The 14,782-nt window shown below is 60.6% G+C and carries 19 protein-coding genes; 11 read left to right on the top strand and 8 right to left on the bottom strand.

The features are described from left to right. Positions 1–30 precede the first annotated feature (30 nt). Positions 31–225, top strand: coding sequence for a hypothetical protein (locus DJ564_RS12750; protein WP_109629645.1), 195 nt, complete (start codon positions 31–33; stop codon positions 223–225). A 14-nt stretch (positions 226–239) separates the two neighbouring features. Here DJ564_RS12750 and DJ564_RS12745 read toward each other — a convergent pair whose 3' ends face one another. Beyond that, on the bottom strand, positions 240–593 hold the full coding sequence (locus tag DJ564_RS12745) for a DUF1428 domain-containing protein (RefSeq protein ID WP_109629643.1): 354 nt from the start codon (positions 591–593) through the stop codon (positions 240–242). 16 nt (positions 594–609) lie between these two features. Then, complete coding sequence (locus DJ564_RS12740; RefSeq protein WP_109629640.1) at positions 610–1,677, bottom strand: hypothetical protein; 1,068 nt, start codon at positions 1,675–1,677, stop codon at positions 610–612. A 39-nt stretch (positions 1,678–1,716) separates the two neighbouring features. Between DJ564_RS12740 and DJ564_RS31985 the strand changes: the two genes are divergently transcribed. Both DJ564_RS31985 and DJ564_RS12735 read left to right on the top strand, forming a co-directional pair. Further along, the gene (locus DJ564_RS31985) at positions 1,717–2,118 is read left to right on the top strand and encodes a hypothetical protein (RefSeq protein WP_162556146.1); all 402 of its coding nucleotides are present in this window, start codon (positions 1,717–1,719) and stop codon (positions 2,116–2,118) included. Beyond that, a complete protein-coding gene (locus tag DJ564_RS12735; protein WP_109629637.1) occupies positions 2,115–2,384 on the top strand; it encodes a hypothetical protein in 270 nt (89 codons plus the stop codon). The genes DJ564_RS31985 and DJ564_RS12735 overlap by 4 nt, the downstream gene beginning before the upstream one ends. On the opposite strand, the gene DJ564_RS12730 is transcribed toward DJ564_RS12735, so the two are convergent. From DJ564_RS12730 to DJ564_RS12720, 3 genes are all read right to left on the bottom strand, one after another. Next, positions 2,381–3,019, bottom strand: a complete 639-nt coding sequence (locus DJ564_RS12730) for a DUF5074 domain-containing protein (RefSeq protein ID WP_109629634.1) — start codon at positions 3,017–3,019, stop codon at positions 2,381–2,383. The genes DJ564_RS12735 and DJ564_RS12730 overlap by 4 nt on opposite strands. A 35-nt stretch (positions 3,020–3,054) precedes the next feature. After that, positions 3,055–4,275, bottom strand: a complete 1,221-nt coding sequence (locus DJ564_RS12725; RefSeq protein ID WP_109629631.1) for a helix-turn-helix domain-containing protein — start codon at positions 4,273–4,275, stop codon at positions 3,055–3,057. A gap of 147 nt (positions 4,276–4,422) precedes the next feature. Next, positions 4,423–5,253, bottom strand: a complete 831-nt coding sequence (locus DJ564_RS12720) for an AraC family transcriptional regulator (RefSeq protein WP_109629628.1) — start codon at positions 5,251–5,253, stop codon at positions 4,423–4,425. 135 nt (positions 5,254–5,388) lie between these two features. Between DJ564_RS12720 and DJ564_RS12715 the strand changes: the two genes are divergently transcribed. The 3 genes from DJ564_RS12715 (at position 5,389) to DJ564_RS12705 (ending at position 6,766) form a co-directional block, all read left to right on the top strand. Continuing rightward, positions 5,389–5,907: a carboxymuconolactone decarboxylase family protein gene (locus tag DJ564_RS12715; protein WP_109629625.1), complete on the top strand. Its 519-nt coding sequence runs from the start codon at positions 5,389–5,391 to the stop codon at positions 5,905–5,907. Between the two features lie 30 nt (positions 5,908–5,937). Further along, positions 5,938–6,189, top strand: a complete 252-nt coding sequence (grxC, locus tag DJ564_RS12710; protein WP_109629622.1) for a glutaredoxin 3 — start codon at positions 5,938–5,940, stop codon at positions 6,187–6,189. 145 nt (positions 6,190–6,334) lie between these two features. Next, positions 6,335–6,766, top strand: coding sequence for a nuclear transport factor 2 family protein (locus DJ564_RS12705; RefSeq protein WP_109629619.1), 432 nt, complete (start codon positions 6,335–6,337; stop codon positions 6,764–6,766). A gap of 77 nt (positions 6,767–6,843) precedes the next feature. Here the strand turns inward: DJ564_RS12705 and DJ564_RS12700 are convergent, their stop codons facing one another. Continuing rightward, positions 6,844–8,049 carry an NAD(P)/FAD-dependent oxidoreductase gene (locus DJ564_RS12700; protein ID WP_109629617.1) on the bottom strand — a complete coding sequence of 402 codons (1,206 nt, stop codon included), beginning with the start codon at positions 8,047–8,049 and terminating at the stop codon, positions 6,844–6,846. Positions 8,050–8,305: 256 nt separating this feature from the next. Here DJ564_RS12700 and DJ564_RS12695 point away from each other — a divergent pair, with 256 nt between their 5' ends. From DJ564_RS12695 to DJ564_RS12675, 5 genes are all read left to right on the top strand, one after another. After that, positions 8,306–8,875: an Rrf2 family transcriptional regulator gene (locus tag DJ564_RS12695; RefSeq protein ID WP_109629614.1), complete on the top strand. Its 570-nt coding sequence runs from the start codon at positions 8,306–8,308 to the stop codon at positions 8,873–8,875. A 33-nt stretch (positions 8,876–8,908) separates the two neighbouring features. Further along, positions 8,909–9,310, top strand: coding sequence for a hypothetical protein (locus DJ564_RS12690; protein ID WP_109629612.1), 402 nt, complete (start codon positions 8,909–8,911; stop codon positions 9,308–9,310). Between the two features lie 11 nt (positions 9,311–9,321). Further along, a complete protein-coding gene (locus DJ564_RS12685) occupies positions 9,322–9,861 on the top strand; it encodes an HD domain-containing protein (RefSeq protein ID WP_109629609.1) in 540 nt (179 codons plus the stop codon). 182 nt (positions 9,862–10,043) lie between these two features. Beyond that, positions 10,044–10,322, top strand: coding sequence for a DUF3303 domain-containing protein (locus tag DJ564_RS12680; protein ID WP_109629606.1), 279 nt, complete (start codon positions 10,044–10,046; stop codon positions 10,320–10,322). 179 nt (positions 10,323–10,501) lie between these two features. After that, the gene (locus tag DJ564_RS12675; RefSeq protein WP_109629602.1) at positions 10,502–11,176 is read left to right on the top strand and encodes a DUF3313 domain-containing protein; all 675 of its coding nucleotides are present in this window, start codon (positions 10,502–10,504) and stop codon (positions 11,174–11,176) included. A 16-nt stretch (positions 11,177–11,192) separates the two neighbouring features. Here the strand turns inward: DJ564_RS12675 and ligD are convergent, their stop codons facing one another. Together ligD and DJ564_RS12665 are read right to left on the bottom strand one after the other, a co-directional pair. Then, positions 11,193–13,793, bottom strand: coding sequence for a DNA ligase D (gene ligD / locus DJ564_RS12670; RefSeq protein WP_109629597.1), 2,601 nt, complete (start codon positions 13,791–13,793; stop codon positions 11,193–11,195). Further along, positions 13,790–14,782, bottom strand: coding sequence for a class I SAM-dependent methyltransferase (locus DJ564_RS12665; protein ID WP_109629594.1), 993 nt, complete (start codon positions 14,780–14,782; stop codon positions 13,790–13,792). The genes ligD and DJ564_RS12665 overlap by 4 nt, the downstream gene beginning before the upstream one ends.

Raw genomic sequence — 14,782 nt, 5'->3', positions numbered from 1 at the left:
TTGAACCAACCGAATCAACGGGAGGGGGCCATGCGAGCAATCATCAGCAAAGAGCCATGGTGGGCGACGCCACCGAAACCGGGGCAGGATGAGTCCGAGCTGGAATGGGGCTGGCTGGTTCACTATAGCGAAGGTGAGCCGCGCTTCGAGTTCGTCAGGGAGCGGCCGACGGACAGCGAGATCCGCAACCGCAAAAGCTGCAGGATCACCCCGTCGCCGGAGTGATCCTTTCGTCGGGATCAGGCCTTCACAATCATCTCGAAACCACCATAGACCAGGCGCTGGCCATCGAAGGGCATCGGATTGACGTCCGGCTGCATCCGCGGATCGTTCATGAGTTTGTCCATACCCGCATCACGGGTGGCCTTGTCTGGCCAGATGATCCAGCTGAAGACTACGGTTTCGTCTTCCTTGAGTTTTACCGCCATGGGAAACGAAGTCACTTTGCCCTCAGGCACATCGTCGCCCCAGCATTCAGCGACGCTGAGCGCGCCGCTTTCCTTGAAAATGACTGCGGCGGTTTCGGCGTGTTTCTTGAATTTTTCGCGATTGGCGGTGGGTACGGCAGCAAGGAAGCCATCAACGTAGGACATGGTGTTTCTCCTTCGGTTATGGAACGGTCTGCTGGCTAGTCGTTTCCATCGGGCTCCAATCGACAGCGCCGCTGCTCGAACTGACCGACGGTACGTCGGCGCTCCCCGCCAGGTTGCCCTCGATCTGCGCCGCCATGTACAACGTCCCCGCCATCACGCCGGTGGTCGGGTTCTGCACCAGTTTCGTCCAGGCTTTGTCGAACGTGTTGCCCAGGCTGCTGCGAATCAGCGCCTCGCTGTCCGGCCGATCGTTGGCCTGGATAATCGCCCGAACGCCCGCTACCCCCACCGAAATCAGGGCGCCGGCCAGTTTCCCGGCGGCCGCCGCCACCGCACTGGCCGCTCCTCGCGGGGCCATTTCCGCTTCTATCCGTTTACTGGCGCGCTTGGCCACCGGTGCCATGGCGGTCTCCGTGTTATCCACCCCTTTGTCGCCGCCCGCCTTGTGGATCTTCTCGATCAGCGCCGCATACGCCGGCAAGCTGTTCAACGGCTGGGTGCGCACCACTTGATACAGCGAAGCGTCCCGGGCGGGCGGCGGGCCCAGTGCAATGGCGGGGATTTTCTGGATGCGGCCGTTGAGCTGGGTCATCGGTATGCCGTGGCGCTGAGAGATTCGCTGCAGCTCTTCCTGAACAATGTCCACGTAGAAGGCCGTTGCCAGGCCGAGAATCGCGTCGGGATCGATCTCCACCGCGACCGGCGCCAGCACGCGCTTCTGGTATTGCTCCAGCAGATAGGCGGCCAGGCGCTTGGCCGAGGCATCCTGCTCGCCCTGGGCACTGAGGCTGTACCAGCTGACCTTCATCGACAGCCATTCCTGGGTCCAGTAACTGCTGAACCAGGGAATGAAGTTCTCTTCGGTCAGTTGGTAGACCCGGGTACGCCAGTAATCCATGGCGCCGCGAGCGTAGATTTTGGTCTGTTCGGTGGCCGATTGGGAGGCTGCGACAATCTCCTGATCCACTTGGCGCCAGGTGCTTTCGGACACCACCACGATCGGCGCTACCACCGGGGCACGCGGGGGCGTGGCGCATCCCGCCAACACCACCATCACGGCGACGATCAGCGAACGCAGGTTCAAGATCGCGGTTCCTACAGTGTTCCCCGGGCGGTATGTCCGGTGCTCGAAAAGCCTATTTATTTGAGTATAGGTGGCGGGGTTTGTTCGCTTGGGATTGGTAGTGATTTTTCATGGGCCTCATCGCGAGCAGGCTCGCTCCCACAGGGATTAGCGTCGTTCGCCAATCTGTGGTTCACCAAAGACCATTGTGGGAGCGAGCCTGCTCGCGATGAGGCCCTCCAGAACACCAAAAAATCCACCATCAACGGCGTCGATATTCACCATCGCGATGATTGCCTTCCGCTAAAAAACCGCCAGGCGCAGGATCAACCCATCCCAAGGCAAAACCCCACACCGGAGGGGAAAATCATGTTGATCCATCTACTGACCTGTCTGGCCCTGACGGCCGTGACCTTGACCGTTTTTTCCTACATTGTCCTCGCCGAGGAGCGCAGATCATGATCCACGCCATTACCCTCTCCGTCAGCTTCCCGGTGTTCGGCAACAACTTCTATTCGCAGCCATTCGTCTCTCGCAAGGTGCTGTCGCTGGTGTTCGACAAAAACTTCGAGGCATTGCTGATACCGGCCGCCGCCAACCACTTCAACAATGAAGTGGTCGGGCTCAACGATCAGTTCCGGTTTCTCAATGACGTTTTGGTTGAACACCTGCTGGAGATCGAATTGGCTCAAAGCGCGCCTCGGTCGTCCCGCGCGTTCACGTTCTAGGATGAGGCGGGCCGACGAACGGCCCGCACCTTGCCGCTGTTCCCTCCGCCGCAGAAAAACCGCTCCGCGCCGTCGGACTCAAGCCCCGATACGCCGACACCGGTCGGCAGCGTAAGGCTTTCCAGCACCTCGCCGGTGTTCGGGTCTACTCGCCGCAATTCCCCTTCCTCTCCTTCCCATGTGCCGTGCCAGAGAGCACCTTCCACCCAGGTCACGCCGGTGACGAAGCGGTTGGACTCGATTGTGCGAAGAATCTTGCCGGTGTCCGGGTCGATCTGATGGATCTTGCGTTCCTGATACTGCCCGACCCACAGTGTTCCTTCCGCCCACGCGAGCCCTGAATCGCCACCGCCGCCAGGCGCAGGAATGCTGCCGAGTACCCGGCCGTTCGAAGGATCGATCTTCTGGATGCGATCCTCGGCGATCTGGAACAGGTGCTGGCCGTCAAAGGCGGTCCCGGCATGTGCGGCGATATCAAGCGAGCGCAGTGTCTTCCCGCTAGTCGGGTCGAGGGCATTGAGTTTTTCTCCGGAAGCGAACCAGACGTGCTGACCGTCATAAGACACGCCATGCACGCTGTCGACGCCCGGAAAGGGTCCGTATTCGCGGATGATTTCGGCAGATGATTGCTTCATGGTTGCATCCTCTTCGTTGGGTGGTGGAATGGATCCTAGTCACCCGGCACCCAAGCTGTGAGTAACAAAGTCGTCGCGAATCCGGGCAGCGGCGGCATCATCCAGCGCCGTGCTCGCCCGCGGCCAAAGGACTGCACTTTGCCCGCCGCCGCCAGCGAATCGAGTGCCCGTTGCACCGTGCGCTGACTGGCCTTCAGCGCCAGGGCGAGCGCCGAACTCGACCACGACTCGCCGTCGGCCAGGAAAGCGAGCAGCGCCGCTTGCGGCTCTTCGACGGGCCGCGCCAGCACCATAACCTCGTCAGCAATCTGCGGTTGCAGCGCAAACCCGCGCTTCGTCGCACTGACACCGGCCAGAGGCTTCAGCGCCGCACGAAGCCGACCGATTTCGACGCGCAACCGTGCGCGATGGGACTCGTCGGTGAGCTTCAAGCGAAAGGCCTGGGTGATCAGCGTTTCCCGCGCCACATCCGCGGGCCAGGCTTCGGCCAATGCCCGCGCGAGGGTAAAAAGCACCGGGCGTTTGGCCAGGGATATCGACATCCCCGCGCCGCGTACGCCGTATCGACACGCGTCCACCACCAGTGACGGTGAACTCAGCAGCGCTTCCACTTCATCCAGCAACAGGGGGCGCTCTTCACCACGGGCAATCCGTCGTGCCACGGGAGTGTCGAGGACCTGTGCGGCGTGTTCGACCTCGGCGGTCAGCGCGGGAATGCCGGCGTCGAACGCAGCACGTTGAGCCCTTTCGAGCGCAGACCGCGCCTTTTTTGTTTCGAGTCGCCGCACGGCGATCCCGGCCACCACCAGTTCATGAACGGCACGCAATGCCGGCGGCAGCGGCGCAGGGTCGAGCTCGGCGAGCATCCCTTCGACCTCATCCAGATGCCCGATCAGCAACAAACGGCGAATCTGCAAATACCGCGCATGGGCCGCGTTCGAGTGATCGCCATGGGCCTCCAGCGTCACTCGCGCCGCTTCGAGCGTCTTCACTGGCCAAGCCAGATCCCGCGAAGCCAGGGCGATTTCGGCTTCGGCGACCACGCACCGCGCCCGGGCTACCGGCGCTTTCGGACCGAAGGCGCGTGCGGCGCTGCGCACCAATGCCTTGGCCCGGACCAGATCGCCCAACTGCGCCATGGCGATGCCGCGAAGTGCCAGCGCAGGGGCATCGTCGCGCAAGGCAACCCGGTTCAACGCGCCGAGGGGATCACCCGCCGCGAGTGCGTGCGCTGCAGCGGTGATCAACGAATCCATTTGAATTGCGCCACAGGTGTCACTCCCACGGTTCGATGCCCGTTGATGAGTCTATCTCACGCCCACCAAACAGCCCGGCGATTGAGCACAATCCCGATCGCCGCACCGCCGCTCCCTCACTGGAATGCGCTCAGTCGGCTGGAGTGGTCACCGCGGGCGCTTGGCGTCCTGCACCCATTCGCGCGGGCTGGTGCCGGTTTTGCGCCGGAACGCCCGGGCCAGCGCCGAGGGGCTTTCGTAGCCGACTTCATCGGCGATCAGTGCGATGGATTTGCCTTCACGCAAACGTTTCTGCGCCAGACTGATACGCCAGCTCACCAGATAGTCGACCGGCGTCTGCCCCACCACGGAACGAAAGTATTCAGCAAAACTGGCCCGGGACATATTGGCCGCTGCCGACAGTTCAGCCACCGTCCAGGCTTTGCCGGGCGAGTCATGCATCAGGCTCAAGGGACGCGCCAGGCGTGGATCGGCAAGGCCGGCCATCATCCCGGGCGTCTGATCGCGGCTGGTCAGAATGTGCCGCAATAACTGAATCACCAGCAGTTCGAACAGCCGGTCCATCATCGCCTCGCGACCACAAATGCCGCCGAAGGCTTCGCTAAACAACCAGTCCAGCGTGCCGGCCAGGGTCGGGATGCTCTCGAGTTCGAGCACCAGGTAATCAGGCAGCGCGGCCGCCAGGGCATTGCCCGCCCCGCCATCGAATTCCAGGGTGGCACAGACCAATTGAGTGCCCGACGTTTCGTTGGCGAGCAACCGATGGCGATAAGGTCGCGGGAAGAAAATCAACGTCGGCTCATTGAGTTGCAGGTCTCGCCCATCCGCGAGTTTGAGCGTCAGTTCGCCGGCCTGAAGCAAATGCATGTGTCCGGTGGCCTGGTCGCCATCAAACGCCGTGACGCCGCAAAAATCCCCGCTGTGGAAGGTTCCGGCACTGACACCGAAATGCGTGAGCAAGGTGGACAAGCGATCCATGGAACGACTCCCCGGGAGCATATTTGGACGATCTGTCGCATATCCTCGACGATTTGCACCCTCAAAGCCAGCACAGATCCCTAGCATGGACCCCGTACCCAGCGCATACCGCGCTTGAATCGACGGAGTCTCACCATGAGCCGCATCAACACCCTGAGCCTTGACCAAGCCACCGAAACCACTCGCCCGCTGCTGGAAGGCGTGCAAAAGAAAATCGGCTTTTTGCCCAACGTCTTCAAGACGTTGGCCCATGCCCCCGCTGTGCTGTCTGCCTATCTGCAACAGTCGGTGGCCCTGGGCAAAACGTCCCTGAGCGCGCCTGAAAAAGAAGCCATCTTCCTGGCCACCTCGCAAGTCAACGGCTGCGATTACTGCCTGGCGGCGCACACGCTGTTTGCCGGCAAGGCCGGGTTGTCTGCGCAAGACATCGTCAGCGCCCGACACGGCCAACTCAACGCATTTGCCACGCTTGCCCGGCAGATCACCGAAAGTCGCGGCCACGTGAGCAACGAGCAGATTGAAGCGGCGCGCTCAGCCGGCATCTCCGACGCCAAGATCATCGAGGTGGTCGCCCACATTGCCTCGCAGACCCTGACCAACTACCTGAACAATCTGGCGCTGACCGACATCGACTTCCCGGCCATCGACGCTTGAAGCGGATCTCTAATTCGAGGAGTACACACCATGAATACTGTGACGCTTTACACCACTGACACCTGCCCCTATTGCCGCAATGCGAAGGCGTTGCTGGCCAGCAAAGGGATCGCCACCCGGGAAATAAACGTTCAATCGGAACCCGGCAAATTCCAGGAGATGCTCACCCGCAGCGGTCGTCGCAGCGTGCCGCAGATTTTCATCGGTGACACCCATGTAGGAGGCTTCGACGACCTGGCCAAACTGGACCGTCAAGGTGCTCTGCTGTCGATGCTGGCCTGAAGCTGTAATCCAGACGCCCTTCCCTTTACCCGGCAAGACTTCTATCAGCATAGAAGTCTTGCTTCGTCGTTTTGCCACTCTTCATTTTAATTCTGCCAAGTTATACGATGACCGACGAGTCATTCATAACAACAAGGAAATACCCATGAAAAAAGTGAACGTGCTGATTGGTTTTCTGTGCCTGTTCAGTGGCTACGTGGCAGCGGCCCCGGCGGCGGGCGAGAAGGATGTCGCGGACGCTGTGGACCATCTGACGCAAGCCATGCTCCACAAGAACATCCCCGAACTGAAAGCGTTGACCGCTGAAAACCTGACCTACGGGCACTCCAGCGGCAAGGTCCAGGACAAGAAAGACTTCATCGCCGATATCGAAACGGGCAAGAGCGCTTTCAAAACCCTGGAAATGCAGAACCAGACCATCACCGTCTCGGGTGATGTTGCGTTGGTTCGCCATCATTTTTCGGCACAGGCGATCAAGGGCACTGAGCTGGTCCCGACTGAAATCGAGAACTTCCAGATCTGGCAGAAGAAGGCTGGCAAATGGTTGCTGGTAGGCCGACAAGCCTTCCGCATCTGATAAAAAATCCCGCCAAAGATCACTTGAGCGGGATTTTTTCAGGCAGGCCGTATCATCGAGACACCGCTGCCAACCTCTCAGGCCACAACCGGAATCATCGGATCCGCTGCCGCCAGCGCTGTTGCACGGTCAGCCGCCGGCGGGTAGATCCACACCGTGTTGATCTGGGTCTTCAGCGATTTGCCTTCCTCCTTGACCAGTTTCACCTGGCGATCCCAGCCCTCGGTGTACACCGCGCCCCACGCCCCCAGATCCAGACAGGTAACGTACTTGGGCTGACTGTACGCCTTCGGATCCACGCCCAGAATTTGCGCAGCAACGTTGTTGCCGGCGTGACGCCCCAGCGAGATCGCGTGTTGGCAGGTCATCAAGGCGTAGTTGCCGATGTCGTCAGTGGCGGCATAGGCCACATCACCCGTGGCGAAAATGTCGTCCTGACCGATGACTTTCAGATGCGCATCGACGTGCAGGCGGCCGAGGTGATCGCGTTCGGCCGGGATCTGCTCGGTGAGCGAGCTGGCCCGTACACCGGTGGTCCAGACCACGGTTTTGGCGTCGATGCGCTGGCCATTGTCCAGGGTCACACCGTTTTCATCGACGGCCACTACCGACGACTTCAAGCGCCATTTCACCCCCAGCTCAGAGCTGGCTTCGGCGATTGAATGGCTGATTTCGCTGCCCATGGACGCCCCGACTTTTTCGCCGCGATCAACGATGATCACTTCGATGTCGGCGTCTTCACCGAGGATGGCCCGCAGTCGCGCCGGCATTTCGGTCGCTGTTTCAATCCCGGTGAAACCACCGCCGGCCACCACGACGGTGTTGCGGGCTTTGCTTTGCGGCAGGTTGGCCAGGGATTTCAGATGGTTTTCCAGGCGCACGGCTTGTTCGATCTGGTCCACGTCGAAGGCGTGTTTGGCCACGCCCGGGGTGTTGGGCAGCGCGAGACCGCTGCCGGTGGCCAGAACGAGTTTGTCGTAGCTGCACACTTGTTTGGCACCCGACGCATCGGTGTAGCCGACGCGTTTTTGCTGCACGTCGATGGTTTCTGCGGCGCCCTTGATGAACTTCACACCGACCGCATCGAACAGGTCGCCGAGGGGTGCAGCGAGTTGATGAGCATTCGGCTCGTAGAAGCGCGGACGTACCCGCAGCTCGGCCTGAGGCGCCAGTACCGTGACTTCTACGTGGTTGTGATCGTGAATGTCCAACAGGCGCGTGGCGCTCAATGCCGTCCACATGCCACCGAAACCTGCGCCTATTACCAGAATGTGCTGTTTCATTGTTTTAACTCCGAAGAAGACTAAAGACTGAACTCGTTGCTGAGCTGACAACGGCGACTATAATGATCCGAGTTAACGTAAGCAATGACCTTCTATCGATGGTTATCATCACTCATACAGATACCTCGGCCGTCCTCACGCGAGCTTCTACCCACAAGCTTCGCAGTGCATAAAGGTGTTCAAGCCATGCCGATGGCTCGTTGCAGCACTGACCATCGGCTGGTAACATTGGCGACTCATTCAGTCGGAGATAACCATGTCTCTTTACAGCGCGGGCGTTGAGTACGGCATTCACTGCCTGCTTTTTCTGGTGGGCGATTACGGCGATAGCCGTGAGGCAAGCGTGCGCGACCTCGCTGAACTGCAAGGCGTGCCCCTGGACTACCTGGCAAAAATCTTTACCAAGCTGGCCAAGGCCAAACTGGTGGTGGCGACCGAGGGTGTGCGCGGCGGGTTCAAACTGGCGCGGCCGGCGGATGAAATCAGCGTGCTGGACATCGTCAACGCCATCGACGGCCAGAAACTCATCTTCGATTGTCGTGATATCCGCGGGCGTTGCGCGCTGTTTGACGGTTCCCCGCCGACGTGGGCCGTGGAAGGACATTGCTCGGTTCACGCGGTGATGATGACCGCACAGCAACGCATGGAAGATGCCCTCGCCCAGCAGACCATTCTCGACCTTGCCCGCAGGGTCGGGCGCAAAGCCCCGGCCGAGTTCGGCGCCCAGGTGGACAACTGGATCAATGATCGTCGGGAAAAGAAAACCGCCACCGGGACTCAGCCCGATGGCGAACAGATCATTCCTGTGAGCGATATTTCCGACTGACGATTTGTCCGGGCCGCTCTATGATTAAGGCCCATGACGACCTCGACCCCGATCCGCTCACCCTGCCCGCCCGGCGCCTGCATCTGCGGGCGAGACCCGTTGCTGGAAACACCGGGGGCGGACGTGCGCATCCTGTTTCTGACCCGGCAGGAAGAAAAGCGTCTGCTCGATCGTCTGGAAAACCTGCAAAGCCTGGCTGACCTCGAACGCTTGCAAAACCGCATGTACGAACAATTGGGCATCCGCGTGGACATCGTCCCCAGCTTCAACGAAGTACGCACCATGCGCGGCATCGGCATCACCCTCGGCGAATTGCCCGGTCTGTGTCGCAAGACCCGGCAGTCGATCCCGGCCGCGATTCGTCGCAGCCTGGAGAAGCGCCCGGAGATCGCCTTCGAGATCCTCAACGCCAATGACCTGTTGCGCGACGCCTGAGGTCCGCACCGATGAACCTCCTTCTCGAATTCCCCGTTACCGACGAAATACTCACGTCCTATGCGCTGGCGATCGGCACCGATCTGCCGGGTTATCGCAATCACATTTACCGGGTGCTGAACTTCTACCGCGCGATCAGCGGTATTGAAGGCCTGCCCTCCGAAGCCGTGCAGATCGCGGGGGCGTTTCACGACCTGGGCATCTGGACCGACCAGACCATCGATTACCTGGAACCCTCGGTTCGCCTGGCCACCGACTACCTCGCCAAGCGGCAACTGTCGCACCTGAGTGGCGAAGTGACGGCGCTGATTCTGGAGCACCACAAAGTGCGGCCTTACGCTGCCGACCATGCGCTCAGCGTCGAGCCCTTCCGACGCGCCGATGTCATTGATGTGTCCCTCGGCCTGCTGACGTTCGGTCTGCCACGGGCCTACATCAAATCAGTGAAGTTGGCGCTGCCCAATCATGGCTTTCACGGGATGCTGCTCCGGCAAACCGCGCGGCAATTCCTGCGCTCCCCGCTCAAGCCGCTGCCAATGTTTCGCTGGTGAAACAGGCGTCGCTCAAACCTCGAAAAAAGCCATTAAAGAGGATCAGCGGTCGTACGCACACGGCCGGGCGCTGCTATGCCTTCACAGGGGGCAAGTAGCGCTAGACACAGCGTCACCGTGGTCCCGGCGCCAACCCGGTGCGTGCAGACAAACAGGTGCCAATCCGTAACAGGAGGTGGCAAATGTTATTCATCGTCAGCTGGTCGATAAATTCGGACAACCGTAACAAAGCGATCGAGCGCTTCCTCAAGTCCGGCGCCGTCCCACCGGCCGGCGTGCAGATGCTCGGGCGTTGGCATGCCGTCGGTGGTTCGAGCGGTTTTGGCATCGCAGAAGCCAATGATCTGGTGCTTATTCAGAAGTGGGTGCTGGAGTGGAACGACATCATGAAGATGGACGTCCAGGCGGCATTGACCGATGAACAAATGGCACCGCTGCTGGCAGGTACGGTCGGCAAATAGCTGTCATCGGGGCGGCGGATGTTGCTCGCCGCCCCATCCTCTGTCGAACCACTGAAACCGACTGGAAAATTCTGCGACCGAACCTACGCTCATGGCGAAGGATCCGGTTTGAGCCAGGGTTTGCCCCGGCCTGGACTGACCGGGCCGACCCTGCGCTGAACCTACGGAGTAGAAAACATATGAACCTGTCGAAGAAACTGTTCATCGGCGCTGCACTTGCCAGCCTGTTGCTCGGCGGGTGCACCTCGAAAGTCACGGAAAAAGACCAGTACTCAGGCTTCCTGTCCAACTACAACAACTTGCAGCAAGTCACCACCAGCAGCGGCGAGACCGCCATGCGCTGGGTCAGCCCGTCATGGAATCCAAAAGCCTATGACACCGTCGTCTTCAATAAGCTTGAGCTCTATCCGGCGCCCAAGCCCAACGAGCGGGTCAATCGGCAAACCCTGGATGAACTGCAGAGCTACATGACCAGCAAGACCAAAGGCGTGCTGGGCCAGAGATACCGGGTGGTGTCGAGCGAACAGTCAGCGCCGGCCGGTTCAAAAAAGCTGATCATGCGCGCGGCGATCACCGGGGTGAATGCGGAAAACGAAGGCATGAAATGGTATGAAGTGGTGCCTGTCGCGGCTGTCGTCGGTGGCGTTTCCGCAGCCAGCGGGCATCGGGATCAGGACACCACGCTGTTCATCGAGGCTGAATTTATCGATCCCAGCAACAACCAGACCGTGGCCAAGGTGGTGCGCAAGGTGTTTGGCAGCACACTGGAAAACGCCAGCCAGAAAATCACTGCCAAGGATTTCAAAGTGGCGATCGATAAACTGACCAGCGATTTGCAGGCGTTTATCCGGTAGCAACCTGTGCCGGGCGCTATTTTTTCATCCCGACCCGCCGACGCATGTCGGCGGTAATCGCTTGCCGGGTTTTCTTCAGGTCCGCCCAGGGCTCATCGCCCACTTCCGCCAGTCGTTCCTGCACGTTGTGGATGTTCCACTGATTACCGCCTTTCAACTCGGCGACCTCTTCGCGAAAGATCGGCACTGACACCGGCAGGCCTTCGCGGGTGCGGGCGGCATAGGCGCAAATGGTGGTGGCGCCCAGACCATTGCGCAGGTAATCGATGAAGATCCGCCCGACTCGATTCTTCGGCCCCGACACCGCAGAAAAACGTTCCGGCAGCAACTTGGCCATGTGGCTGACAATCGCATGGCTGAAGTCCTTCACCTCGTCCCAACCCAATTTGCGAGTCAGCGGCACCACCAGGTGAATCCCCTTGCCGCCGCTGGTCTTGAGAAAGGCCTTGAGCCCCAATTCATCAAGCACCGACAGCGTCAATTGAGTCGCCTCGACCATGCTTTTCCACGGCAGCGCCGGGTCCGGGTCGAGGTCGAGGACGAAGCGGTCAGGCTTGTCGAGATTGTCCGAAGTGGCGTTCCAGGTGTGCAGCTCGACGGTGCTCATCTGCACCGCACCGATCAAGGCTTCGGCGTTGTTGATGATCATCACCGGTTGGCCGGTTACGTCCTTGTCCAGCGTAGTGATGCCTGGAATGGCCAGGCGCTCGGCGTTTTTCTGAAAGAACAGCTCGCCGGAGATGCCGTCCGGGGCGCGCACCAGCGCCACTGGCCGGTCCTTGAGCTCGGGCAAGATCCATTCGGCAACACTGGCGTAATACTCCGCCAGCTGCACTTTGGTGGTGCCGCTGCTGGCATCGATTACCCGGTCTGGATGGGTGATGCGCACCTTGCCTTCGCCGAGGCCGATTTGTGAGGGCGCGGGCGCTGCCTTGGCCGGTTTCTTTTTCGCCGCGGCGGCAGGCTTGTCAGCAGCGGCTTTCTTGCTGGTCTGGGCTTTCACGGCTTTCGGACGCTCCTCAGTGATGTCTTCGGCGGGTTTGTCATCGCGCAAGCCATGGAACACCGCGTGGCGTACCGACCCGTCCTTGGTCATCTCGGCGAACGCAACTTCGGCGAGCAAAACCGGTTTGAGCCAATGCACGCCCTTGGCGTCAAAACCGGTCGGTGGATTGACCACTGCCGGCTTTTTCACCTGCAACGGTTTCAGCTGTTCGTAGATGTGCTTGAGCGTGGTCTCGTTGAACCCGGTGCCGACCTTGCCGGTGTAGCGCAACTCGCCGCTGTCACGGTCATGCAGGCCCAACAGCAACGCACCGAAGGCATTGCGCGCACCTTTGGGATCGGTGAAACCGACCACAACGAACTCCTGCCGATGCTTGCACTTGAGCTTGATCCAGTCGTTGCTGCGCCGGGACACGTAAGGCGAACCCAGGCGCTTGCCGATCAGCCCTTCCATCTGCATCTGGCACGCACTGTTGAGCAAGGCTTCCGGTTCTTCGCCGAACGCGTCGGAGAAGCGCAACAGCGGGTTTTGATTGGGTTTGAGCACCGTCGCCAGCGCGACCCGCCGCTCCTCGACCGGTACTTCGCGCAGGTCCACGCCATTGAGGTACGGCATGTCGAACAGGTAGTAAAGGATGTTGCCACTGCGGTTGGCTTCGAAGGCATTTTGCAGCGCCTGAAAGTCCGGCACGCCCTGCTCGTTGGCCACCACCATTTCACCGTCGAGCCAGGCGGATTCCAGGCCCAGCGCCGCCAGCGCCTCGGCCTGTTTCGGCAGCTTGTGGGTCCAGTCGTGGCCGTTGCGGGTGAAGAGTTTCACCTCGTCGTGGTCGATGCGGGCCATGATCCGGTAGCCGTCGAACTTGATCTCATAGCTCCACTCGCCCTGCGGGGCTTTTTCCACCAGCGTCGCCAATTCCGGTTTGAGCTGGTCAGGCAGCTTGGCCTTGTGCGCGCCGGTGAGTTGCGCTGACTGTTCTTTCGGCGTGACCTTGCGCGCAGGCTTCTTGACCGGTTTGGGTTTAGCCTCGGCCTTTGCCTTCCTGGGGACGATGGTTCGGTCGCTCAACACGCTGTCCGGTTCGGCGACGACCACGTCGTAATCGCTTTCGGGTTTCGCCGCACTGTCCTGGTGCTTGATCAGAAACCATTGCTCCTGCTTGCCGGGCATGTGCGTGCGCACCAGATTCCACAGGCCGCCGAGTTTCTCGCCTTTGAGTTCGAACTTGAGTTTTCCCTTGGCGTAGGCCTTGGCCGGGTCTTCCTGCGGAATCCATACGCCCCGGTCCCAGACAATCACGTCGCCGGCGCCGTAATGCCCTTCTGGAATGCTGCCCTCGAACGTGGCGTAATCGATCGGATGGTCTTCAACGTGGACCGCCAGGCGCTTGACCTTGGGGTCCAGCGAAGGGCCTTTGGGCACTGCCCAACTCTTCAATGCACCGTCGAGTTCCAGGCGAAAGTCATAGTGCAGGCGCGAGGCATCGTGCTTCTGGATACAGAACTGCAAGGCGTGGTCTTTCGCGGCTTTTTTGCCCGAGCGTTTCGCGGCGGGTTCAGAGGTCGCCGAGAAATCGCGCATGCGGTTGTAGTCGTCGAGATTCTTGCTCATGGCGCACCTGCTGGCTCAACGCTTCCCCCAATGCCAGAGCCGATGCGCGTGACGATCAAGGCCACGACCGCAATCCGCTCCACCCGTTGATAGCCCGGTGTCAGCAACTCTTCACCGAACACATCGGGATCGAGTTCGCGGTAGGTCCAGCCGAACATCGACGCCTCGAGATGCGGGGTCAGCGCCTCGATAAACGGGTCCTGGCCATCGATCATTGCCACCCCGGTGTACAGCACCAAAGAGCCGCCCGGCGCCAGGCGATACAACGCCTGCTCGACAATGCGCAAGGACAATTGCTCACCGAATTCGCCGCCGCCATGGCGGTAAGCACGCTCGGCTGGGTCGGCCATGTAGGGCGGATTAGCAACGATCAGATCGAAATTGCCGTCGACGTCTTGCAACACATCGCTGGCCTCGACCGTAACGTTAGCGACTTCGGCCAGCGCTGCGTTGACGGCCGTCAAGCGTAGCGCCGCGGGGTTGATGTCCACGGCCAGCACTTCGGCTTCACGGCGTGCGCGGGCAATCACAATCGCCCCGACACCCGCGCCGCAGCCGATGTCCACGGCGCGTCGGATGGGCGCGAAGGTTTGCTGCAGATGGGCGTGGATCAGCTGCGCGAAACGGTAGGTGTCCGGGCCGAAGAACACCGCATCGGCGGCGTCAGTCGGAAACCCTGAATGCACGAACAGCAGGTCATCCAGACTGGACCAGCGCACGCGGCTTTTGAGTCGGCCGTTGCTTTCTTGAAGGACACCCGCCTGCTCTAACTGCAACTGTTCATCCGTCGACAGCAGGCCCGGTTCGAATGAGCGCGACCAACCGAACACATCACGCAGGGTCCGAGCGCTCTGTCCGAAAGCGCGGTCGTTGACCCGCTGATGGGTGAGCGGCGTCGGGGTGATGAACCGGTAGCCATCGGCCTGCAAGCGGCGCCCCAGTTGCACCAGCGCCAGATCGGCCGTGCCCAGTTGCTCTTCCTGATTCAT

It is taken from the genome of Pseudomonas sp. 31-12, assembly GCF_003151075.1.
In the GTDB taxonomy this organism is placed as follows: Bacteria; Pseudomonadota; Gammaproteobacteria; order Pseudomonadales; family Pseudomonadaceae; genus Aquipseudomonas.
This window is presented reverse-complemented; position numbering and strand designations above follow the sequence as displayed.